Here is a 23253-nt window from a genome sequence, read left to right as displayed (position 1 = left end):
GATAAACTCTCGCCAGAAAAAGAATTTGGAGACCAAATATGAAACCTATCCTACCGAACTACAGTGAGTCGGGTGTTCTTATCATTGGTGATGTTATGCTCGATCGCTATTGGCACGGGCCAACGGGACGCATTTCACCAGAAGCACCAGTACCTGTAGTAAAAGTAGAGAACAATGAGGAGCGACCAGGGGGAGCAGCCAACGTTGCTATGAACATCGCTTCTTTAGGTGGTAATGCGCATATTATTGGTTTGACTGGTATTGACGAGCCAGCCAAAGTACTCACTGAGACGTTAACGGCTCTAAAAGTTAAATGTAATTTTGTTGCTTTACCCAACTATCCCACTATTACTAAACTGCGCGTACTGAGTCGTGGTCAACAACTTATACGTCTAGATTTTGAAGACAAGTTTGAAAATACCGATGCGGAATTGATCCTTGACCGAATGGAACAGGCGCTGCCTAAAGTAAAATCGGTTATCTTATCGGACTACGCCAAAGGGGCTTTAGAGCACGTTCAAGCATTTATCCAAAAAGCGCGAGCGGCCAATATCCCGGTATTTATCGATCCAAAAGGCGCAGACTTTGAGCGTTATCGCGGAGCTACGCTATTAACGCCAAACATGGCTGAGTTCGAACTGGTGGTAGGAAAAGTCAAAGACGAAGAAGAACTGGTTGAAAAAGGACTGGCTCTTATTGAAGAGTTTGATTTTGAAGCGCTACTAGTAACACGCAGTGAGCACGGCATGACATTGCTGCGCCGTGGTGAAGAACCCTTCCATTTGCCTACACAAGCTAAGGAAGTTTACGACGTTACTGGTGCAGGAGATACAGTTATCTCGGCATTAGCAGCTTCAGTAGCAGCGGGTAAACCACTTGATGAGGCGTGTGCGCTAGCGAACGCAGCGGCAGGCGTTGTGGTAGGTAAGCTCGGTACATCTACGGTCTCTACTATCGAACTTGCGGAAGCGGTACATGGAAGTCAGGACACAGATTTTGGTGTGATTGGAGAGCAAGCATTAATCGAAGCAGTTAAAAAAGCACAAGCCAAGGGTGAAACCGTTGTGATGACCAATGGTTGCTTCGATATTCTGCACGCGGGCCATGTTTCTTATCTAAACCACGCTGCACAACTTGGTGATCGCCTTATCGTCGCTGTGAACACCGATGAGTCGGTGAAAGCACTTAAAGGGCCTGGACGTCCAGTAAACCCAACAGATCGACGTATGGCTGTATTAGCGGGCCTAGGGGCGGTTGATTGGGTGGTGCCTTTTGGTGAAGAGACTCCGCAGCGATTGATTTCCGAAGTATTGCCAAACTTACTCGTGAAAGGTGGCGACTACAAACCTGAAGAGATTGCTGGTGGCAAGGAAGTCATAGCCAATGGCGGAGCAGTGAAAGTACTTAACTTCGAAGACGGTTGTTCGACAACAGAGATCATCGATGCTATCAAAGGTGGTAGGGGATAGATTCTGCTCTCCTTCTACACAAATAAAAAACGAGGCTAAAAGCCTCGTTTTTTTATCTTTGCCTACTAACCGAAGTAGGAGATCCAAAGAAGAATTACTCTTCTAAGTCACCACAGAATCGGTAGCCTTCACCGTGAATTGTCGCGATGATTTCTGGTGTACCGCTTACTGATTCAAAGTGCTTACGGATACGGCGGATAGTAACATCTACCGTGCGGTCGTGTGGCTTAAGCTCACGTCCCGTCATTTTCTTCAGCAGATCCGCACGGGTTTGGATTTTGCCCGGGTTTTCACAGAAGTGGAGTAGTGCGCGGAACTCTGAGCGAGGTAGCTTGTAGTTACCGCCATCAGGGCTTACCAGTGAACGACTATTAATATCCAGAACCCAACCGTTAAACTCGTACTTCTCTACACTGCGTTTCTCTTCAGATGTCGCACCAGCGCTCATTGAGCGGCTTAGTAGGTTACGAGCGCGGATAGTTAGCTCACGAGGGTTAAACGGTTTAGTAATGTAATCATCTGCACCGATTTCTAGACCTAAGATCTTGTCAACTTCGTTGTCGCGACCAGTTAAGAACATAAGCGCTACATTCGCTTGCTCACGTAATTCGCGAGCTAAAAGAAGGCCATTCTTACCAGGTAGGTTGATATCCATAATAACCAGGTTAACTTGGTTATCAGACAGCACTTGGTGCATCTCTTCACCGTCACTGGCCTCAAAGACAGCGTATCCCTCAGCTTCAAAAATGCTTTTGAGAGTGTTTCGAGTTACTTGCTCGTCTTCTACGATTAGAATATGCGGGGTTTGCATTGGCGGTACCTAAACTTGTGAAAAAATTGTGCTAATAGAATAAATTCTAGGCAAAAACATAACATACAGGTAATTTCATATTGATAATAAACCAAAGGATTTAAAAGTACACTGCCTTTGGTCACCCGCCATCCATGGTGATGTTAATCACGTAAGTGAGAGCTCCTTATCTCACCTCTTTCTACTAGTCTTCTGAGGCGGATTTTATAGTGTTAACAGCTTGCTAACAACGGGCTTATGTTAATTCCATGCACTTTGTTGATTTATATCAATAGAACAAATGTAACAAATATTAATAGTATTAAATAGATGTAAAAGCGTGACTTATATGAAAATAGATGACAAGTTGTGGGAGGCGTATCTCAACCCATACTTCAAATTTAGGCATTTTCTCAACGAGGACTGTTTCGCTGTGATCACCGCATGGAATCCAGCGAGCCAAAGGTTGCCAAATGAAGTAAACTGGTCAAATAATCAGCGTTTGGCAAAAGAGTTCAACCATAATGAATATACGGAAGTATTTGTGGGAGACGAACATTTTTGCTGGGTAGAAGAGAGTTTTGCTGTTGGTCTTGACCAAGAGCAGGCATTGGAAGTGGCGCGAAAATACGGCCAGAATGCCATCTATTACGTACGAGGCGATCAACTGTTCTTACTCTCGTGTAACAGCAGTGAGCAGGCCTGTATTGGTGATTGGCGAAGTCGATGCCGTTAAGAAATTCAATTGTCGGATCATGGAGGAAAGATGAAAGACATAACCCCAGATATCTGTGATAAGTTCGAAGATGAGATCACTTACGTGGATCTTCCCTTACATAGCTTTGGACACAGAAGCGCCTTTTGGGGCGAGATAGTAACAGTGCGTTGCTATCACGATAACTCAAAAGTTCGTGAGGTACTTAGTCAGGATGGCAAAGGTAAAGTCTTGGTGGTTGATGGTCACGGTTCATGCCAAAAGGCATTACTGGGCGATCAATTGGCGATCCTAGCTATTGATAATCATTGGGAGGGAATCATCGTTTACGGCGCAGTTCGCGACGTGGCTGTGATGGCTGAAATGGATTTGGGTATTAAAGCCCTTGGAGCCTGCCCATTTAAAACAGAAAAGCGCGGCGCTGGTGACGTGAACGTAACCCTGACGATCAACAATCAGATGATTCAGCCCGGAGATTATATCTACGCAGACTGGAATGGAGTATTGATGTCCAAAACCCTGTTAGATTGGAGTTAAAATCTAAACCCTAAACCGAGTTCTAACTCATTTTGCCACTCTTGATGATCGAGAGTGGCATGCACATCAATGTTCTCAGTCAGTCTCATGCGGCTGGAAACTTCTGCTGAGAAAACCGTGTCGTTATTGGTTTCAGTTTCTTCAACGCGCGTAGTGCGCAGAGTACTTTGCAGGGAAACACGCGGCGTCAATTGATAACTCACCCCACTTAAAAAGCCATTTTCTTCGGTACTGGCTTGAGCCCCTACGAAAATATCTACGTTATCGCGGATGGAATACGCATAGCCGCCATCAATTTTCCAAGAATCAAAATCTTGATGATCTGGCTGGCTTAACAGGAATAGCTTATGAGGCGAGGCAGTGGCATGTGAAGGTAGAGCGGGTAGTTCAACCGCAAAAGTGGCGCACGAGCAAACGGCAAGCGCTAGGCTAGTTATTGTTCTCATAAGCCACTCCTTTTATTGTCTATTATCCCACTGCATCGCTAATTAAAGCATAAAACCAGTTCTAAGGTTCAAAAGTTTTATATAGCAATTAGTTATTAATATAGGTAATTGTTATTTCATTGATAAGCTTGTTGTTAAAAGAGTTTGATCTTTATGCGCACAAAGATCTTTTGAACGCAAATTTTTACAAGAAGTTAATTAGTGACAACTTTTCATTGACTCAGAGAGGCAAAGTGCGGTAAACGTATGGGTAAGCAAACACAAAGTGAAATTATTAGATTCATGCAACATCGCAGCCAAGCAGTAATGACCACAACCATTATTATTACCGACATCACACATGTTGGGGCAGGCTGCTAAACGAAAGAAATTCAAAAAAAAGGCCTGTATCCCAAGAGATACAGGCCTTTTTTATACCAATTTATCAAACATTTGGAGGAAGGGATGCGAGTTTTAAAGTTTGGAGGTTCATCATTAGCAGATGCTGATCGTTTTTTAAGAGCAGCAGATATCATCGCTAATAATGCACAGCAGGAAGAAGTGGCCGTTGTACTTTCTGCACCGGGTAAAACGACGAATAAACTCGTCGCAGTTATCGAAGGTGCATTAAAAAATGGTGAAGCAGAGTTACAAATTGCTGAACTGGAAGATTCGTTCCGCGATCTTTTCCAAGACATTAAAGCGGTGTTACCTAATATCGATGGCAGTGGTTACGATAACCAAGTAAAAACATCACTGTCTCAACTTCGTCAGTTCGTACACGGTATCGACCTGTTGGGCATGTGTCCCGACAATGTTAATGCGCGCATTATCAGTAAAGGCGAACGCGTGTCTATTCAGTTGATGAAAGCAGTGTTGGAAGCAAAAGGACAAGCTGCCAGCCTGATAGATCCAGTGAAATACTTGTACGCCAAAGGTGAGCCGTTAGAAGCAATGGTCGATGTTGAAGTTTCAACGCAAAACTTCCGTCAAAATCCATTGCCCGAGGGACACGTCAACATCATGCCGGGCTTTACTGCTGGTAATGAAGAAGGGGAACTCGTCACACTTGGCCGCAATGGTTCCGACTACTCTGCAGCCGTACTTGCCGCTTGTTTGCGCGCAGATTGCTGTGAAATCTGGACAGATGTCGATGGTGTATACAATTGCGATCCTCGCTTGGTTGATGATGCTCGATTACTTAAATCATTAAGCTATCAAGAAGCGATGGAACTCTCTTACTTTGGTGCTTCTGTTCTACACCCTAAAACGATCGCGCCAATTGCTCAGTTCCATATACCTTGTTTGATCAAAAACAGTTTCAATCCGCAGGGTGCTGGTACTTTGATTGGTCAAGATACTGGTGAGGATAACCTTGCGATTAAAGGTATCACTACGCTTAGCAGCCTCACTATGGTTAACGTTTCAGGACCGGGAATGAAGGGCATGGTAGGCATGGCAAGCCGAGTGTTTGGCGCTATGTCTGCAGCCGGTGTTTCCATTGTTCTTATCACTCAATCTTCATCGGAATACAGCATCAGTTTCTGTATCGAAGCGGGTGACAGAGCCTTGGCTCAAGAAGCGCTGTCTGACGTTTTCGAGTTAGAGCTCAAAGACGGCCTATTAGAGCCAGTAGAATTTATTGATGATGTAGCCATTGTCACGCTAGTAGGTGACGGTATGCGCACTTCGCGCGGTGTCGCCTCTCAATTCTTCTCTTCTCTAGCGGAAGTGAACGTAAACATTGTCGCTATTGCTCAGGGCTCTTCGGAGCGTGCGATTTCAGCGGTGATTCCTGAAGACAAAATTTCTGAAGCGATCAAAGCGTGTCATGAAAATCTGTTCAACTCTAAGCACTTTCTGGACGTGTTTGTTGTCGGTGTGGGCGGTGTCGGTGGAGAGCTTGTCGACCAAATTCAACGTCAACAGCCAAAACTTGCAGATAAAGGTATTGTGCTAAGAGTTTGTGGTCTAGCAAACAGCAAAGGGCTATTGCTCGACAGTGCTGGTCTGCCACTGGAACATTGGCGAGATAGAATGACGGCTGCAACAGAAGAGTTCAGTCTTGCTCGCCTAATCTCACTGGTTCAACGCAATCACATTATCAACCCAGTATTGGTGGATTGTACGTCTAGCGAAGTGATCGCCAATCAATATGCTGACTTTTTGGCAGCGGGTTTCCACGTTGTGACACCAAATAAAAAGGCAAATACGGCTAGCATGGCTTACTACCATCAGTTGCGTGATGTGGCTCGTGGCTCAAGACGCAAACTGATGTATGAGACAACAGTTGGCGCAGGTCTACCAGTTATAGAAAACCTACAGAACCTAATTTCCGCAGGCGATGAGCTAGAGCGATTTAGCGGGATCCTTTCGGGATCGCTTTCATATATCTTCGGCAAACTAGACGAAGGTATGACCTTGAGCGAAGCGACAGAGATTGCCAAATCGAATGGTTTTACTGAGCCGGATCCTCGTGATGACCTTTCTGGTATGGACGTAGCGCGCAAGCTACTTATTCTTGCACGCGAAGCGGGTATGAACTTAGAGCTTGAAGACGTGATTGTTGACCAAGCACTGCCGCCGGGTTTTGATGATTCTGGTAGCGTAGAAGAGTTTATGTCACGTCTACCCGAAGCCGACGCTTACTTCAAGAAGTTGTCTGCTAAAGCGGCGGAAGATGGCAAAGTATTGCGTTACGTCGGTGAAATCCTTGATGGACAGTGCAAAGTGAGCATTGCCGCTGTTGATGATAATGATCCTATGTACAAGATCAAAGATGGTGAAAACGCCCTGGCATTCTATAGCCGCTATTACCAACCAATCCCACTTGTGCTAAGGGGTTACGGAGCGGGTACGGAAGTGACAGCTGCAGGTGTCTTTGCCGATGTAATGCGTACATTAGGTTGGAAATTAGGAGTGTAACAATGAGCAATGAAATGAGTGTTGTAGTTTATGCTCCAGCTTCTATCGGTAATGTTAGCGTCGGTTTCGACGTTCTGGGGGCCGCGGTGTCCCCAGTTGACGGAACGCTTTTAGGCGACCGTGTCGAAGTTAAAGCAGGTAGTGAACCCTTTTCTCTTGCGACAGCAGGCAACTTTGTATCCAAACTACCAGCAAACCCCAAAGAAAATATTGTTTACGACTGCTGGAGAGTGTTTGTTCGCGAGCTTGACAAAAAAGGTCTTGAGTCAAAACCGGTGGCAATGACGCTTGAAAAGAACATGCCTATCGGTTCAGGGTTGGGTTCTAGTGCCTGCTCAATAGTGGCGGCGCTCGACGCATTAAACCGTTTTCACGGTGAGCCATTAAACGAGACTGAGTTGCTTGCATTGATGGGAGAAATGGAAGGGCAAATCTCGGGTGGAGTGCATTACGACAATGTTGCACCGTGTTACTTGGGAGGGGTTCAACTTATGCTAGAAGAGCTCGGTATCATTAGCCAAGAAGTGCCGAGTTTTGACGATTGGTACTGGGTTATGGCCTATCCGGGTATTAAAGTATCAACGGCAGAAGCGCGTTCAATTCTTCCATCTCAATATCGTCGACAAGACATTATTGCTCACGGTCGTCACTTGGCGGGCTTTATCCACGCCTGCCATTCTGGTCAGCCAGAATTGGCGGCAAAAATGATCAAAGACGTGATCGCAGAACCGTATCGTGAGAAACTGTTGCCCGGTTTTGCTGACGCAAGAAAATATGCAGCGACTGCTGGCGCTTTAGCTACTGGAATTTCAGGTAGTGGCCCAACGCTGTTTAGCATCTGCAAAGAAAAAGATGTCGCCGAGCGCGTAGCGCGTTGGTTAGAGCAAAATTACGTACAAAACGAAGAAGGATTCGTACATGTTTGTCGTTTGGACAAGCAAGGTTCGAAAGTAACAGGAAGTGAGCTATGAAGCTTTACAATATAAAAGAAAATGATGAACAAGTTTCCTTTGGCCAAGCCGTTCGCCAAGGGTTAGGTAAGAACCAAGGATTGTTTTTCCCGTCGGAAATCAAGCCATTTGAAGACGTTGATGCGCTTTTGGCTGAAAGCTTTGTCTCGCGTAGTAGTAAGATCTTGTCGTCTCTAATAGGCGATGAGCTATCCGAGCAGAAAGTGTATGAAATGGTCGACTCTGCTTTTCAGTTTCCAGCACCTATCAAACAGGTGAAAGAGGGCGTGCATGCGCTAGAGCTTTTCCATGGTCCTACACTGGCATTTAAAGATTTTGGCGGCCGCTTTATGGCTCAGTCTTTAGCGGCAGTCTCCGATGGTGGAAAGATCACCATACTCACAGCAACATCTGGCGACACCGGTGCAGCGGTTGCACACGCTTTCTATGGGATGGAAGACATCAATGTTGTCATCCTGTATCCAAAAGGAAAGATCAGCCCACTGCAGGAAAAGCTTTTCTGTACATTGGGCAAAAACATCCACACGGTTGCAGTTAATGCTGACTTTGACGCTTGTCAGTCTCTTGTTAAGCAAGCATTTGATGACCAAGAGCTGCGCAGTGCAATTGGTCTTAACTCGGCAAACTCTATCAATATCAGCCGCTTGATGGCGCAGATTTGTTACTACTTTGAAGCCGCTTCTCAGTTGAGTAAAGAGGAACGAGAAAATCTGGTGGTTTCTGTACCGAGTGGTAATTTTGGTAACTTAACCGCAGGTCTTCTTGCTAAAGCTCTAGGCTTACCAGTAAAACGCTTTATTGCCGCTACCAACGCCAATGATACGGTACCTCGCTACCTACAAACAGGTGAGTGGGATCCAAAACCAACCGTAGCGACAACATCGAACGCGATGGACGTAAGCCAACCAAACAACTGGCCGCGTATTGAAGAGTTATGCCGTGTGAAAGAGTGGGGCCTTGAGACATTAGGTAAAGGTGCCGTTAGTGATGAGCAAAGTGCAGAGTCAGTTAAATCGTTGAATGCGCAAGGTTACTTATGTGAACCTCACGGTGCCATGCTTATCGCGTTCTGGATGAGCAGTTAAAAGACGGTGAGACAGGTTTGTTCCTCTGTACTGCACACCCAGCGAAGTTCAAAGAAGTCGTTGATGACATTTTAGGTTCTGATATCGAACTTCCGGGTCCTTTGGCCAAGCACGCTAAAATGGAACTATTGTCAGAAGAGTTAGACAATGACTTTACAGCGTTAAAAGAAGTGCTGTACCGAGTACAAGGTTAAGATTTGAAAGGCCGCAAAAGCGGCCTTTTTATCACCCTAAACCCTACTTATTTAAAGCAAAGGTAGGTAATGAGAGGTGCCAACGAATGGCCCCTAAACGGATAAAGAGAGTGGAAATGATCCCAGCGATAAAGGCATTGGAATTATCGTAGCCAAAGTTCAATGCACAAGTATGGACGACACCACCTATCAAACATGCAGTGGCATAAACTTCACTTCTAAGCACCATAGGAACTTCTCTGGCCAATACATCGCGAATAATACCTCCTCCGCAGCCAGTAATTATCCCCATAATGACAGCGACCATCGCAGAATCTTGATAGCTCAACGCCTTTTCGACGCCAATGCCAACAAAGACAGCTAAGCCGATAGCATCACATACGGGCAATACCCACCATGGTAGGCGTTTTGGACGTCTGACAATCAACATGGTCAACACACAAGTGGTAAAGATCACCCATAAGTAGTTGGTGTCGGTGATCCAAAACACGGGAGTGGCGCCAAGCGCCATGTCGCGAATTGTGCCACCGCCAATCGCGGTAACACTACCCAAAACCATCACACCAAAGGGATCCATTTTTAGTCGTCCCGCTAAAAGGACACCAGAAATAGCAAAAATTGCAGTGCCAAAAAGGTCTGTTATGTAAAGCAGCATGGAATCCATGATACTAGAGTCTCTTAAAGTTAAATAACAATGCGTTGGGATCTCAGACACTTAGATTTCGCGGGAAATAAAAGCGAAAGGATTGAAGTGGAGGTATTGTACGGGAAACTATATCGCGACCCAAGAAATATGAAGTCAAATTACCTAAGCTAATTTTCTAAGGAAAAGCCGTTGCCAAAAGAGGAAGAGAGGCGAGTCGCGATAACAAAGGAGCCTCCCTTGAAGGGCAATCTTAGTTTTTCTTGCTGGATTTGCTATCCCTGACTTGTTCGAAGTAATCACAAACCTGTGTAATCGCTCTTATCGTTCTCGTGGTTGGGCGGTTTAACCAATCGGAGTCCAGTGACCAAACGTGGTTATTTTTTACAGCATTGAGTTCTCGCTGCCACGATTGCCACATCGAACCGTCTTCAATTGCGTGCTGAGAAGTGAAAATGACATCGGGATTACGCAAAACGACTTGCTCGATACTCACCTGAGGATAGGGGCTGAACTGTCTTTAAATACGTTGTTACCGCCACAGAAATCAAATACTTCACTTGGCCACTTCCCTTGAGCAACACTAATGACCGGATGTTGACTTAGTTGGTAAAAGTAGCTTACCGGCTGGTCGACACTGTATTTTTCCTTTAGGGATACCAGCGCTTGTCTAAAGTCATTGGCGGCTTTTATGCCAACACTTGGATCTTGTGAATATTGGCTTAGCTCTTCAATGTTAGTCGCGATGTTTTCAAGGGTGAGAGTTTTGGTGTAGTAGATCTCAAATCCAAACTGAGCGAGCTTTTCCAACTCTCTCGGCGGGTTTCCCGACGGCCAAGCGATGATTAAATCAGGCTGTAAGGCGATGATTCTCTCAAGCTTAATGCCTTGATAGTTGGCAACCTTTTCTAGCTCTTGTACTTGAGGAGGGTAGTCGCTTCGGTCGCTCACCGCGACCAACTTATCACCGAGTCCAGCAGAGTATGCGATTTCGGTTGCTGACGGGGCTAAAGCGATGACCCTTTCCACCGGTTTTGCATGAATGACAAATGTGGAAAAGAGAAAAACTAAAAGTAGGTATCGCATTTAAATTCCTTGATAAATAGCGAGTAACAAGAGGCTTTGAATCAATATCCACGCAGACATACGTTTTATCAACATGCTATTGATTTGAGACAGATGGATTGCTGCTGGTGCGATGCGACCACCGATTTTTACACGGACTGACTTTTTCTTATGATACATAGCAGGGCCGCCTAAAGAGAGCTCTAACTTGGCACCGACTGCGACTAAAAGCCATGCGGGACCCGGCAATGGCCAAGAGGCCGCTTGTTGGCGAATGAGTTGCCACGCGGAAGCTGCCCGACTGCCAATCATAATAAATAGGCTAAATATTCTCATTGGCACAAATTCCATCATAGCGACGGTTTTTACTACCGGTAATCCAAACGGGTAAAACTTCTGCCGTGATGGCGACCAAGCCCGTGCCAGTTCCATCGTTAAGCGGTAGATAAACGCAGCAATACCGCCGCCAATGGCGTACCAAAACAGTACGCAAACAACATTTCGGCCATAGGCCATTATTAACGTTTCAGCGCCCGCTTTTCCCAACCCCAAAAGCGATAGTGAATCTGTTGAACGATTGACGAAAGGCGAGAGTAATTGGCGTGCACTCTCTTTATCTTCTCTCGCCATAGCTTGAGTAAACCGACGCGAAAAGGTATCGGTATTTCTCCAATCTATCGCGAGTAGTAAAAGCGCCATTTCGAAAAACTCAACCTTCCAAACCAAAGGTTTAAGCGCTAGAAGAACCAATAGACTGGGCACTAACATCAGCAGCCATGCCAGTGTTCCTGAAATAATGCTTTGTGAGTGGCTATGGGAGAGATTTACTTTTTCTGCTAGCAACTCTGCAAACTTGTGCCACAAAGTCACCGGGTGAGCCTCTCTGGGAAAAGGCAGTATTAAGTGAACGAGTAGCGCTCCCCACATAATGAGGAGAGCGCCATTGCTATAGACTTGGGCAAATAGTTCTTCCATGAAGCCCGTACCCTTATTTCAGTAGGGAAACCATTTTTACGACCATTTCTGAAGAGCTTTGTGCTGCGAGTGGCAAAAACTCTTCAAAACTCATTGGCGACTCTTTATCAGCCACATCAGAGATAGCGCGTACTACTACAAAAGGTACATTGAACTGGTGACAGGTTTGAGCGATGGCAGAAGCTTCCATTTCTACGGCGATAACGTTCGGGAAGTGCTCGCGGATAAATGCTTGGCGCTCTGCGGTACAAACAAAGGCATCACCCGTACAAATTAAACCGCGCACTGCGTGTTGGTCTTCCATTTGAGCGAGTGCTTGTTCAGCCGTGTCCATCAATTTAGAGTCAGCGCTGAAAGCCGCTGGTTGTCCGGCCATTTGGCCAATTTCATAACCGAAAGCAGTGACGTCCGCATCGTGATGACGAACTTCCGTAGAAATAACAACGTCGCCCAGATTTAGACTTGGTTCAAAACCCCCAGCAGAACCAGTATTGATGACAAAGTCAGGTTGATGCTCGTCAAGAAGGATAGCGGTACCAATCGCCGCCGCCACTTTACCGATACCCGATTGCAGCAATACGACGTCTACACCATCGAGTTTACCTGTAAAAAAAGTACATCCAGCTTTTGATACCTGTTGGCTATCTTGCAATGCGTTTTTTAGGATTTCTACTTCTTGCGCCATCGCGCCGATAATACCGATTTTCATCTTGCTACCCGTTGTTTAATTAAGGTGTTTACACTGTTGTTGAGTCTACCATGAAATCATTATTTCACATTAAAAGAGCGAACCTTTTATCAGTAAACGACCTCGGATCGAAGTGAAAAAAAGTATTTTATTACAACGTCATGGTGAGGTGAGTAAATACTTATTGCGTCGAGAAGGGGTTTTACCTATAATTCGCGCTCCTCGTGTCGGCTGAATCAGAGATTGGCTGGCGCAAATTTAAACTCAACTCTTATTAGGAGAGAATTATGTCTCTGAATGCAGAAACTAAAGCAGCAATCGTTGCAGAATACGCACAAGGCGAAGGCGACACTGGTTCACCAGAAGTACAAGTAGCACTACTAACTGCTTCTATCAACCACCTACAAGGTCACTTCAAAGCACACAAAGGCGATCACCACAGCCGTCGTGGTCTTCTACGTATGGTTTCTCGTCGTCGTAAGCTTCTAGATTACCTAAAAGGTAAAAACCTAGAGCGTTACCAAGACCTAATCAAACGTCTAGGCCTACGTCGCTAATCAGTGACTGCATAGAACGGTTTGTTCAAAAAAGGGGCGTAAGCCCCTTTTTTGTTGCCTAAACTTAGCCAAACTCAGAATATGCCGTTATACTAGCGACGGCTCGCCTCCAGTGAGGCGTTTACATTTACTCTATGTGTTACAGTCAACCGAGTCGACCAAGTGGTCGCGACTATCAAAAACTGGTTTACGAGCCTGTTTTGGCTAGTCGCGATTCGTAATGCATTGAGTAACCTTTAAATCAATCTGAACAAAAAGTTCAGAGCAAGGATTACACATGTTCGAAAAACCAGTTGTTAAAACTTTCCAGTACGGCAACCACACCGTTACTCTGGAAACTGGCGTGATTGCACGTCAAGCGACAGCCGCAGTTATGGTCACTATGGATGACACTGCTGTATTTGTTTCTGTTGTAGGTAAAAAAGAAGCGGTAGAAGGTCAAGACTTCTTCCCACTAACGGTAAACTACCAAGAGCGTACTTACGCAGCGGGTAAAATCCCTGGTGGTTTCTTTAAGCGCGAAGGTCGTCCTTCAGAAGGCGAAACGCTAACCGCTCGTCTGATTGACCGTCCTATCCGTCCTCTATTCCCAGACGCATTCAAAAACGAAGTACAAGTTATCGCTACTGTAGTTTCTGTTAACCCAGAAGTTCAACCAGATATTCCAACTATGATTGGTACGTCTGCAGCGCTTGCTATTTCTGGTATCCCATTCAATGGTCCTATTGGTGCAGCTCGCGTTGGTCATATTGATGGTCAACTAGTACTTAACCCAAGCAACGCTGAGCTAGAAAGCTCAAAACTAGATCTAGTTGTTGCTGGTACTGAATCTGCAGTTCTTATGGTTGAATCTGAAGCAGATAACCTAACTGAAGAAGAGATGCTATCTGCAGTTGTTTACGGTCACGACCAACAACAAGCGGTTATCTCTGCAATTAACGAGTTTAAAGCTGAAGTTGCTACTCCAGCGTGGGATTGGGTTGCTCCAGCAGAGAACACTGAACTAAACGCTAAGATTGCTGAACTGGCAGAAGCTAAACTAGTTGAAGCTTACCAAATCACAGAAAAGATGGCTCGTTACGACCGCATCCACGAGATCGCTGCTGAAGTTAACGAAGTGCTACTTGCTGAAGACCCAGAAGCAAACACTAAAGAAATTCACACAATCTTCCACGATCTAGAGAAGACAGTGGTACGTCGCAGCATTATCGCTGGCAACCCTCGTATCGATGGTCGTGAGAAAGATATGGTTCGTGCGCTAGACGTACGCACTGGCGTTCTTCCACGTACGCACGGTTCTTCACTATTTACTCGCGGTGAAACTCAGGCGCTAGTGACAGCGACTCTAGGTACTCAGCGTGACGCGCAAATCATCGATGAACTAACTGGTGAGAAGAAAGATCACTTCCTACTGCACTACAACTTCCCTCCGTACTGTGTAGGCGAAACGGGTTTTGTAGGTTCTCCTAAGCGTCGTGAAATCGGCCACGGTAAACTTGCTAAGCGTGGTATTGCTGCAGTAATGCCTTCTGTAGATGAATTCCCTTACACGGTTCGCGTGGTTTCTGAAATCACTGAATCTAACGGTTCATCTTCAATGGCTTCTGTTTGTGGTACATCTCTAGCACTTATGGATGCTGGTGTTCCAATCAAGTCGTCTGTTGCAGGTATTGCAATGGGTCTAGTGAAAGAAGGCGACGATTTTGTTGTTCTTTCTGACATCCTTGGTGACGAAGACCACCTAGGCGATATGGACTTTAAAGTAGCAGGTACAAACGAAGGTATCACTGCTCTTCAAATGGACATCAAGATCGAAGGTATTACTAAAGAGATCATGCAGATCGCTCTAAACCAAGCACAAGGCGCGCGTAAGCACATCCTTTCTGTTATGGATGAAGCGATTTCTGGTGCTCGTGAAGATATCTCTGAGTTTGCTCCGCGTATCCACACAATGAAGATCAGCGCAGACAAGATCAAAGACGTTATCGGTAAAGGTGGTGCAGTTATCCGTCAGCTAACGGAAGAAACTGGTACAACTATCGAAATTGAAGACGACGGTACAATCAAGATTGCGGCGACTGACGGCGATCAGGCGAAAGATGCAATCAGCCGTATCGAAGCGATCACTGCTGAAGTTGAAGTAGGTAAGATCTATACTGGTAAAGTAGCTCGTCTAGCGGACTTCGGTGCGTTTGTAACGGTTCTTCCAGGTAAAGACGGTCTAGTACACATTTCTCAAATCGCAGACAAGCGAGTAGAGAAAGTATCGGATTACCTAACTGAAGGCCAAGAAGTAAAAGTGAAAGTACTGGAAATTGACCGCCAAGGCCGTGTTCGTCTGAGCATGAAAGAAGCGGTAGAAAAGCCAGCTGAAGAGCAAGCAGAAGCGCCTAAAGCGCCAGAAGCTGAATAACCTTCAAGATTCGCTTTACAGACCGAAACCGTGTTATAAAGGGAGCTAACGCTCCCTTTTTTTGTGGATGCTACATTGGCCAAATGCAAACAGCAGACAGGAGTATTGTTTAGTGAAATGGTTTCAATCCGCAGCGCTTTTAGCTGCCCTTTTGCTTGCGTCAGGGTGTTCTTCTACGTCCTCCTCATCTCCAGACGGTAAGCAATGGGTACTCCCACCAATGGCCGTGCCTGTTCAGGTAACGTTTCAAGAAGAGTTTCAAATTGTTCGCCTCAGTCAACTTTTACAACGAGCAGATCTCTCTGACGATGCCAGAGCCGATTTACTGCAAAAGCGCGGTAACTACTATGACAATGTTGGTTTGAGAAGTCTCGCTCGACTAGATTACGAGCAATCCTTAGCACTAAACCCTTCCCAACCAGATTTGTTCAACCTCTTAGGGGTCTATTTTACTGAAAGTGGCGACTTTGATTCGGCCTACGATGCTTTTGATTCAACCTTAGAGCTCGATCCTAGTAATACTTATGCGGTTCGCAATCGAGCGGTCGCACTGTATTACGGTGAGCGTTATCAATTAGCGGTTGACGATATGCGTGAGCATTTTGATGAAGATCCAAGCGATCCCTTTCGTTCGCTTTGGTTGTATATCGTTCAATCTGAACTAGAGCCAGAGCTGGCGAGAGAAGAGTTACTGGCACGTTACCACAATCGAGACGATAAATGGAGCTGGATACTAGCGGGGATTATTCTTGGCGAAGTCAGTGACCAACAAGCGCTTGTGGCAATTCAAAATGGCGCGCGAGGGGACAATAACCTTCAGGCTGAGAGACTGACTGAAGCGTACTTTTATCTAGGTAAACGACTTCAGAATGAAGGGGATTACGCCCGTGCCGTTGCAATGTATAAATTGGCAATTTCATTTAATGTTTACGAGTACGTTGAACATCGCTACGCATATATAGAGTTAAACAATATCATTCAACAATACAGAGAAGAGTATTTAGCCAAGGCGAGAGCGGAAGGTAAAGAAGTGATAAACCAATAGCCAATGGATGAATAGCTAAAAGACCGCTGCATCGCAGCGGTTTTTTTATTGCAGATTAGACTCAAATTGCTAATATAGTTAGCTTGGCTAACAAAATAGGTGATTTATGTCGTTAGATACCAGTTTGGAAATGCTCGAACGCTTCTCTGCAAAAACGTGGCGAAAGTACGCAAATCAAGACCCTATTTCTCAGCTTAGTTTTAATGAGTACGATTATTTAAAAGTGATACAACTTGCCAAAGAGCCTTTGAGGCTAACGGATTTAGCCGATGAAATGCGAGTGTCTAAGCCCTCGGCGAGCAATATGGTGAAAAGGCTGGAAAAAAAAGGTCTAGTAACACGAGTGGAGTGTTCTGAAGATGCGCGTTCTAAACGGATAAAAGTGACGGAACATACGCTTGAAGTTCTCGAAGTTGAAGCGATAGTTTATCGAGAAATTGCGCAGCAAGTTTCTCGCTCTTTGACCGTGGAAGAGAGCGATATACTCAGCGCGTTGCTGGCAAAAGCACTTCGATAGGAATGGCCCGACTCTTTATTTGATTTAATAGTTAGCCTTGCTAACTAAACTTGAGTGAAATTAATGAAAAAATCGATAACAAGACAGTTTTTCGACTACACCATACCGACCGTCGCTGCCATGTTAGTGAGCGGTTTATATCAGGTGGTTGATGGTATTTTTATTGGGCGCTACGTCGGTGCTGATGGATTGGCTGGTATTAACTTAGCATGGCCAGTTATCGCAACGGTTCTCGGTGTCGGTATGATGATCGGTGTGGGTACGGGAGCGCTGGTTTCAATAAAGCAAGGAGAGAAAAAACCGACGCTAGCTCGCCAAATATTGGCCAGTGGTATTATGGTTTTGCTTCTCGTTGCCCCTGTCGTATCCGGTATACTCTATTTCGGAAATGAAACCTTTTTAGGTTGGCAAAACGGGCAGGGTAGAGTGTTCGAACTGGGTCAGCAGTATCTGGAAATACTGACCTTTGCCAGTGTGTTTACACTGGGCTCTATTGCGGTTCCTTTCCTGCTTAGAAATGACAACAGCCCAAACCTTGCGACCCTGTTGATGATTGTCGGAGCCGTATTAAACATTGTTTTGGATTATCTTTTTATCGGCGTATGGCAATGGGAGCTGCGCGGAGCTGCACTGGCGACAGCAATTTCACAATGTGTGGTTATGTTGTTGGGGGTTGGTTACTTTTTCTCTCCTCTCGCTAATGAACGTTTAGGGACTCAAGACCTGCGTTTTAAGCTATCTGCAATACCGCAAATATTTTCCATCGGTTTAGCTAGCTTTTTTATGTATGCCTACGGTTCGGTAATGGTAGGGATACACAACGCTTTGTTGGTGAAGTACGGCAGCACAGTGTTGGTTGGTGCCTATGCTATCTTGGGGTACATAGTCACCGTTTACTATTTTGTTGCAGAGGGGGTAGCAAGCGGCGCTCAGCCTCTTATTAGCTATCAATATGGTGCCAAAAACAACGAAAATGTCTCTAAGCTACTAAAACTGTCGATGGGAAGTGTAGTGGGGTTAGGCATCGCATTTATAGTTACCTTGAACCTATTTCCTGTTGAACTCGTCTCTGTGTTTAACTCTTCCGATCCTGAACTTCTTGCAGGGACGGTCACGGCAATACGATTGCATATGTTTGCTTTGTTTCTCGATGGGTTCTTAGTTGTTGCTGCTGCTTACTATCAGGCAATTGGGTTGGGTAGAAAAGCACTGTTTGTCAGTATCGGTAACATGTTGGTTCAACTGCCATTTCTTTACATCATGCCGCAGTTATTTGGTGTCACGGGGATTTGGATTGCGTATCCATTATCAAATATAGCCTTAACTTTAGTGGTTCTAGTTATGATGGCTCGTGATGCTAAAAAGCATCGGGCACTTCAATTACAGCCATCTTAAAAAAGTAAGGGTTGCCAATGGCAACCCTTCATTCTATTTGATTTCTAAACCAGCGACTCGGTGCCAGTATCCGTTACACTGTCTGTCTAGTTCGATACGTGGGCTTTGCCCGTGCTCGTTGGCTCTAAACTGCTCTAAGTGTTGGAACGTTTCTAAGCCAAGTGGGCTGAGACGAACGACATCGACAAGCTCTTTCATGGAAGGAAGATCGTTGATCAGGTTGTAACAGTAACCGGACTGAGTTTGGATGCCGTTTAGGTTAAATACTTCTTGCCCTTCTTGGCTACTGACTTGGATACCAGTGGGGTATTTAATACAACAGGTTTCGCAGTCATCTTTAGCTTTGTTTTCTGCGCGCGCTGTAAAGCAGCGAGCGGAATAAGCCAAGGGTAAATATCCATGGCTAAAGACTTCAATATCAAACTGTTTTCGAATACCCAATGTGTCACATTGCTCTAAAGTCTTAACTAACCAATCGCGGGAAAGCTCTACAGGCATACACCAGCGGATCATCCCTTTATTGGCAAACAGCTTCAAAGTGTGGGCATTGTAAGTGTTCACTGCGGGACCAACAACAAAGGGGACGCGTTTGTCACTGGCGAGCTGAATGGCTGAAACGTCATTCGCTTCAATGGCAAAGTCACCGTTATCTATGTACTTCTTCATCACGTTGACTTCACTTGGTGCTTCCAATAGCGCCATGGTCGATAACACCACTTGCTTACCCGAAGCGGCTAGCTCTTTAGCGATTGCCATCCAATGAGCGGGCTTGAGTTCTCTGCGTTTAGAGCAAACACTTTCCCCGAGATAAACAATCTCCGCGCTGCTTTCGCTTGCTTGTTGATAAAACTTTTCCACATCTTGCTTTGGCCAGAAATAAAGCAGGGGGCCCAATGCGTATTTCATGCTGTTATTCCTTTATTGCCATTTGCGGTGATAAGCACCGAGAGTCGTTTGCGTGCCTTCAGACACATTGGCTAAAGCTTGATCCCAAGCTGGTTCCACCGAGTACTGTTGTGGAGAGGCTTGATAGCGATCGATAGCGGCGCGCCAAGTGCGGGTAACTTGTTCGACATAGGCAGGGCTGCGTTGACGACCTTCGATTTTTACCGATGCGACATTAGCGGCGAATAGCTCGGGCAATAGGGATAACGTATTAAGGCTGGTGGGCTCTTCTAGTGCGTGATAGCGTTTTTTGCTATCGTCGATTTCCGCAATAAAGCGGCCTTTACACAAGGTTGGGTAACCTGCATTTTCTCCATGTTGGTATCGATCGATAAGTATATCGTTAAGCCTAGATTCAAGCCCTTGCTCGGTTTCTTGCCAACGTACAAATTTGGCAGGAGAACACGCGCCGACGGTATTAGGAGATTCACCTGTCATATACGAAGAGAGGTAGCATCGTCCTTCCGCCATTATGCAAAGACTGCCAAAAGCGAAGACTTCGAGCTCAACGCCTTGAGGTATATTTCGAGATAACTGCTTTACTTGGTGAATAGAGAGCACCCGTGGCAAGACCACGCGTTTGACATTGAAGTTCTGATAGTAAAAGTCGACCGCAGCGGCGTTTGTCGCCGAAGCTTGTACCGACAAGTGAAGTTCTAAATCTGGGTAGCGGTTACTGGCGTATTCCAGTACAGCGATATCTGCGACGATTAGAGCATCTATCCCCAAATCAGCGGCGCGGTCGACAGCTTGCGTCCAGCGTTCAAACCCGTCTGGATGGGCAAAGGTATTGAGTGCCACGTGTAGCTTTTTGTTTTTATCGTGCACGTATTGAACGGCTTTATCGAGTTTTTTTCCAGTGAAATTAAGTCCAGCAAAGTGGCGAGCATTGGTATCGTCTTTAAAGCCGATATACACAGCATCTGCGCCACAATCAATCGCGGTTTTTAACGCAGGTAAGTTACCAGCAGGGCAAAGTAGTTCCATTGCGCGTTACCATTTATTATTGTCAAAATTGTTCTGCATTTTATGAACAATTGTGAACGACTGAATTGATGTGAGGCAGGTTTCGGTTAGATATAACAGGGTTGTAATGCGCTGTGATTGGTTGATCAGGCTTTGTGACGACGGTTTTGGGCAAACAGCTCTTCTACGTCTTGTTTGGGCTGTGGACGATAGAAATGGAAGCCTTGAATAGAGTGGCAGTTGAGGTTTGACAGCAAAGTGGCTTGCTGCTGAGTTTCCACCCCTTCGGCAACGACGCTAATGTTAAGAGATTTACCCAAATTGATGATGTTTTCAATCACGGTCACCTGTTTTGGCAAGGTGTCGATATCCGTGATAAATGCGCGATCTATTTTAAGCTCATCAATAGGAAAGCGAGCTAAGTAGGAAAGCGATGAATAACCAGTTCCAAAATCATCGATAGAAAGGGAGAAGCCCAGCTTTTTAATGGCGTTGAGCATTTGAATAGTGTGGTCACTATCACTCATCACTGCACTTTCTGTTAACTCGAAGGTAATACAGGAAGGGTCGAGTTCAGTGGTTCTCAATAGCTTTTCCATGTAGTCGATAAGCTTTGGATTACCAAACTGTTCTGGTGATAGGTTAATCGCCACTCTACCTGGTAGGATACCTTGGAGTTTCCAGCGTTTCACTGTAGCAAAAACCTCTCGCATCACTACGCGACCAAGGTGCTCAATCAAACCGGCCTTTTCTGCGACGGGAATAAAGGCCCCTGGGCTGATATAACCTTCCACTGGGTGTTTCCAACGGATCAGAGCTTCGGCGCCGTTGATACTAAAGTCGCGCGCGTTTACTTTTGGTTGATACCAGACTTCTAGACCGTTTTGCTGTAAGGCTTTTTGCAGTTCTATCTCAAGCCACAAACGCATACGTGCTTCTTTGTTCATTTGATCGTTAAATTTAATCAAACGATTTCGGCCGCGGTCTTTGGCCTCATACATTGCGGTATCGGCGTTTTGCAGTAGTATTCTGGCGTCGTTGCCGTCCCCGGGATAAGTGACACTGCCGATAGAGCACGCGAGACGCTTGCTGAAATGGTGAAGATCAAAAGGCTGATTGATCAGTGAAATAATACGGTCGGATAACATTTCCGCCATACGCGTGTTATCTGGTTCAGGAAGGATCAACCCAAACTCATCACCACCCAAATGCCCCAGTACTGCTCTGGGCGGTAATAGGCGTTTTAGCCTTGAAGAGACTTCTTTGATCACTTTGTCACCAATGTGGTGGCCCAATGAATCATTGATGTTTTTGAAGTTATCGATATCCAGATAGAGCAGCAATAGCGGGGTTTCGTTGTGTATCAACTGCTCTAGTCGCTTGGTGAACCCGTGGCGATTGTAATGCCCGGTCAACGAATCGATATGCGCATCTTCTTGAGTGGCTTTTTCCGAAAGTGGTTTTGGGGCGTCGTCAGCGTCTTGAATCAGCAGCAATTGGCTTCTATTACCCAAATTTTGGGTATCGTGAGCGTGAAGGCGTACCTTCCTTTCAAAACCACACTTAGGGCCCGTTAAGCAAACCAGCGGTGCCTTGGTGAGCTGTTCGCTTAAGGTATCTTCAAAAACCAGTTTAGAGTTTTCATCGATAAACAGGCTCGACATCTCTTCACCTAGCAGATCGCCCACTGACTCAAACCCCAGCAATCGGACCGCAGATGGATTTGCGGACAAGATGTAGTCATCTTCAATCAGCATTAATCCATCGGGCAAGAGTTTTGCCAGCGTAGAATACTTGCCTTCAGACTCTTCTAAAGAGCGGGTTAAAAGCTGCTTTTCTGAAGTGTCTACGGCTTGGAATACGATGTGTCGAGTGTTGTTGTCATCGTCAATGGAAGAGACGGAAAAGTGCAGGCTCGTTTCGAGATCGATTTCATTGAGCGTAATTTCCGCTTCAATGTTTTCACCTTCAAAAGCTCGGTGATAATAAGGTTTGAGGTGATGGTAATAGTGCTCGCCAAACACTTGGCTATCGTTCATACCGATAAGTTCATTGGCAGTGAGTCCTGCTACATCACAATAGCGTTCATTGACCACGATATAGTTGTGTTGGTCATCTAAGATTGCAAAAAAGAATGGGCTTTTAGCCGTCATTTTTGCAAACCAGCGCTGTAGTGATTGTGAAGGCATCAAAGTTCTACCAAGTCTTCAAGAAGCAATATCAACTGGAAGCGAATTTAGGGCATGTAATGCACTAACTATAACTGCGATTGCAGATAGATAAAAGGCTTGAAGGCATCTAAAGGTTTATTGATGCACAACAGGGTTCACTCTTATCACTTTCCGTATGATGAGCAATTCTGTGTACAAATTAACGGATAACGCTCGTGATTAACAAGATACGCAATCAATTAGTTGAAAACGCGGCATCAATTTTGAGACCTCCAGTCCACTTATTGCCTCAGTTTGTTCAAAAAAAAGCCTTGTTGGAAGGACTGAAAACCGTGTTCTCAGAGGCATTAGAGGATGGCGACTTTGAGTTTCTTGAAGACAAGTGGTTGAAAATTGAAGTGAAAGATATGCAACTAAGGTGGTATATCAGCTATCAAGATGAAAAGCTAGTGGTAGCAGAACGACCTCAAGTTGAAGATGTTTCATTCAGTGGTAACTTAAATGATTTGGTGTTGATTGCAGGCCGCAAAGAAGATCCCGATACGCTATTTTTCCAGCGCCGTCTTTCTATCGAAGGGGATACGGAACTCGGCTTAGAAGTTAAGAACTTGATGGACAGCGTAGACCTAGACGTTTTGCCTAAAGCGCTTAAGGTATTACTTGACCAACTTGCTGATTTTGTCCAAAAAGGATTAACCGAAACTCCTGAGATAATTCCATCAGAGACAAATAGAGTCGCACTTTCTGAGAGCTAGGACGCAA

Annotated in this window: 19 protein-coding genes, 2 pseudogenes and 1 other annotated feature; of the genes and pseudogenes, 12 read left to right on the top strand and 9 right to left on the bottom strand. The window is 45.4% G+C overall.

All coding sequences use genetic code 11. The features are described from left to right. Positions 1-38: 38 nt before the first annotated feature. Positions 39-1469, top strand: a complete 1431-nt coding sequence (gene hldE / locus BLO31_RS22770) for a bifunctional D-glycero-beta-D-manno-heptose-7-phosphate kinase/D-glycero-beta-D-manno-heptose 1-phosphate adenylyltransferase HldE (RefSeq protein WP_070972395.1) — start codon at positions 39-41, stop codon at positions 1467-1469. Positions 1470-1563: 94 nt separating this feature from the next. Here the strand turns inward: hldE and arcA are convergent, their stop codons facing one another. Continuing rightward, a complete protein-coding gene (gene arcA / locus BLO31_RS22765; protein WP_070972392.1) occupies positions 1564-2280 on the bottom strand; it encodes a two-component system response regulator ArcA in 717 nt (238 codons plus the stop codon). A 328-nt stretch (positions 2281-2608) separates the two neighbouring features. On the opposite strand from arcA, the gene BLO31_RS22760 reads away from it, so the two are divergent. Then, entirely contained in the window at positions 2609-2995 is a 387-nt protein-coding gene (locus tag BLO31_RS22760; protein WP_070972389.1) for a DUF3293 domain-containing protein, read from the top strand. Between the two features lie 30 nt (positions 2996-3025). After that, a complete protein-coding gene (locus BLO31_RS22755) occupies positions 3026-3511 on the top strand; it encodes a putative 4-hydroxy-4-methyl-2-oxoglutarate aldolase (protein ID WP_070972386.1) in 486 nt (161 codons plus the stop codon). On the opposite strand, the gene BLO31_RS22750 is transcribed toward BLO31_RS22755, so the two are convergent. Continuing rightward, positions 3508-3957, bottom strand: coding sequence for a hypothetical protein (locus BLO31_RS22750; protein ID WP_070972383.1), 450 nt, complete (start codon positions 3955-3957; stop codon positions 3508-3510). The two genes, BLO31_RS22755 and BLO31_RS22750, sit on opposite strands and share 4 nt — an antisense overlap. Positions 3958-4254: 297 nt before the next feature. Then, positions 4255-4372: a sequence feature (Thr leader region), on the top strand. A gap of 29 nt (positions 4373-4401) precedes the next feature. Between BLO31_RS22750 and thrA the strand changes: the two genes are divergently transcribed. The 3 genes and pseudogenes from thrA (at position 4402) to thrC (ending at position 9111) form a co-directional block, all read left to right on the top strand. After that, positions 4402-6861, top strand: coding sequence for a bifunctional aspartate kinase/homoserine dehydrogenase I (gene thrA / locus BLO31_RS22745; RefSeq protein WP_070972380.1), 2460 nt, complete (start codon positions 4402-4404; stop codon positions 6859-6861). A 14-nt stretch (positions 6862-6875) separates the two neighbouring features. Then, on the top strand, positions 6876-7832 hold the full coding sequence (gene thrB, locus BLO31_RS22740; RefSeq protein ID WP_070972431.1) for a homoserine kinase: 957 nt from the start codon (positions 6876-6878) through the stop codon (positions 7830-7832). Beyond that, a pseudogene (thrC, locus tag BLO31_RS22735) lies at positions 7829-9111 on the top strand (threonine synthase). The gene thrB and the pseudogene thrC overlap by 4 nt, the downstream one beginning before the upstream one ends. Positions 9112-9154: 43 nt before the next feature. Here the strand turns inward: thrC and BLO31_RS22730 are convergent. From BLO31_RS22730 to mtnN, 4 genes and pseudogenes are all read right to left on the bottom strand, one after another. Beyond that, positions 9155-9775, bottom strand: coding sequence for a TRIC cation channel family protein (locus BLO31_RS22730; protein WP_070972377.1), 621 nt, complete (start codon positions 9773-9775; stop codon positions 9155-9157). A 232-nt stretch (positions 9776-10007) separates the two neighbouring features. Continuing rightward, positions 10008-10840: pseudogene (btuF, locus tag BLO31_RS22725) on the bottom strand (vitamin B12 ABC transporter substrate-binding protein BtuF). Beyond that, positions 10841-11794, bottom strand: a complete 954-nt coding sequence (locus BLO31_RS22720; protein ID WP_070972374.1) for a cobalamin biosynthesis family protein — start codon at positions 11792-11794, stop codon at positions 10841-10843. It lies immediately after the preceding pseudogene. Positions 11795-11807: 13 nt separating this feature from the next. Continuing rightward, on the bottom strand, positions 11808-12503 hold the full coding sequence (gene mtnN, locus BLO31_RS22715; RefSeq protein ID WP_070972370.1) for a 5'-methylthioadenosine/S-adenosylhomocysteine nucleosidase: 696 nt from the start codon (positions 12501-12503) through the stop codon (positions 11808-11810). A gap of 266 nt (positions 12504-12769) precedes the next feature. On the opposite strand from mtnN, the gene rpsO reads away from it, so the two are divergent. The 5 genes from rpsO to BLO31_RS22690 all read left to right on the top strand — a co-directional run bounded on the left by rpsO (position 12770) and on the right by BLO31_RS22690 (position 18409). Continuing rightward, positions 12770-13039: a 30S ribosomal protein S15 gene (gene rpsO, locus BLO31_RS22710; protein ID WP_070972367.1), complete on the top strand. Its 270-nt coding sequence runs from the start codon at positions 12770-12772 to the stop codon at positions 13037-13039. A 277-nt stretch (positions 13040-13316) separates the two neighbouring features. Then, a complete protein-coding gene (gene pnp / locus BLO31_RS22705; protein ID WP_070972364.1) occupies positions 13317-15452 on the top strand; it encodes a polyribonucleotide nucleotidyltransferase in 2136 nt (711 codons plus the stop codon). Between the two features lie 112 nt (positions 15453-15564). Beyond that, positions 15565-16497 (top strand): lipoprotein NlpI, encoded by a 933-nt coding sequence (gene nlpI / locus BLO31_RS22700; RefSeq protein ID WP_070972362.1) that lies wholly within the window; start codon positions 15565-15567, stop codon positions 16495-16497. Between the two features lie 106 nt (positions 16498-16603). Then, positions 16604-17014 carry a MarR family winged helix-turn-helix transcriptional regulator gene (locus BLO31_RS22695; protein ID WP_070972359.1) on the top strand — a complete coding sequence of 137 codons (411 nt, stop codon included), beginning with the start codon at positions 16604-16606 and terminating at the stop codon, positions 17012-17014. A 63-nt stretch (positions 17015-17077) separates the two neighbouring features. Continuing rightward, complete coding sequence (locus tag BLO31_RS22690) at positions 17078-18409, top strand: MATE family efflux transporter (protein WP_070972356.1); 1332 nt, start codon at positions 17078-17080, stop codon at positions 18407-18409. A gap of 33 nt (positions 18410-18442) precedes the next feature. On the opposite strand, the gene BLO31_RS22685 is transcribed toward BLO31_RS22690, so the two are convergent. From BLO31_RS22685 to BLO31_RS22675, 3 genes are all read right to left on the bottom strand, one after another. Further along, positions 18443-19315, bottom strand: a complete 873-nt coding sequence (locus BLO31_RS22685) for a U32 family peptidase (RefSeq protein ID WP_070972353.1) — start codon at positions 19313-19315, stop codon at positions 18443-18445. 12 nt (positions 19316-19327) lie between these two features. Beyond that, complete coding sequence (ubiU, locus tag BLO31_RS22680) at positions 19328-20341, bottom strand: ubiquinone anaerobic biosynthesis protein UbiU (RefSeq protein ID WP_070972350.1); 1014 nt, start codon at positions 20339-20341, stop codon at positions 19328-19330. A 125-nt stretch (positions 20342-20466) separates the two neighbouring features. Continuing rightward, positions 20467-22509, bottom strand: coding sequence for a sensor domain-containing protein (locus tag BLO31_RS22675; protein ID WP_070972348.1), 2043 nt, complete (start codon positions 22507-22509; stop codon positions 20467-20469). A gap of 197 nt (positions 22510-22706) precedes the next feature. Between BLO31_RS22675 and ubiT the strand changes: the two genes are divergently transcribed. Next, positions 22707-23246, top strand: a complete 540-nt coding sequence (gene ubiT, locus BLO31_RS22670) for a ubiquinone anaerobic biosynthesis accessory factor UbiT (RefSeq protein ID WP_070972345.1) — start codon at positions 22707-22709, stop codon at positions 23244-23246. Positions 23247-23253 lie beyond the last annotated feature (7 nt).

It is taken from the genome of Vibrio sonorensis (assembly GCF_001854765.1).
Lineage (GTDB): Bacteria > Pseudomonadota > Gammaproteobacteria > Enterobacterales > Vibrionaceae > Vibrio > Vibrio sonorensis.
This window is presented reverse-complemented; position numbering and strand designations above follow the sequence as displayed.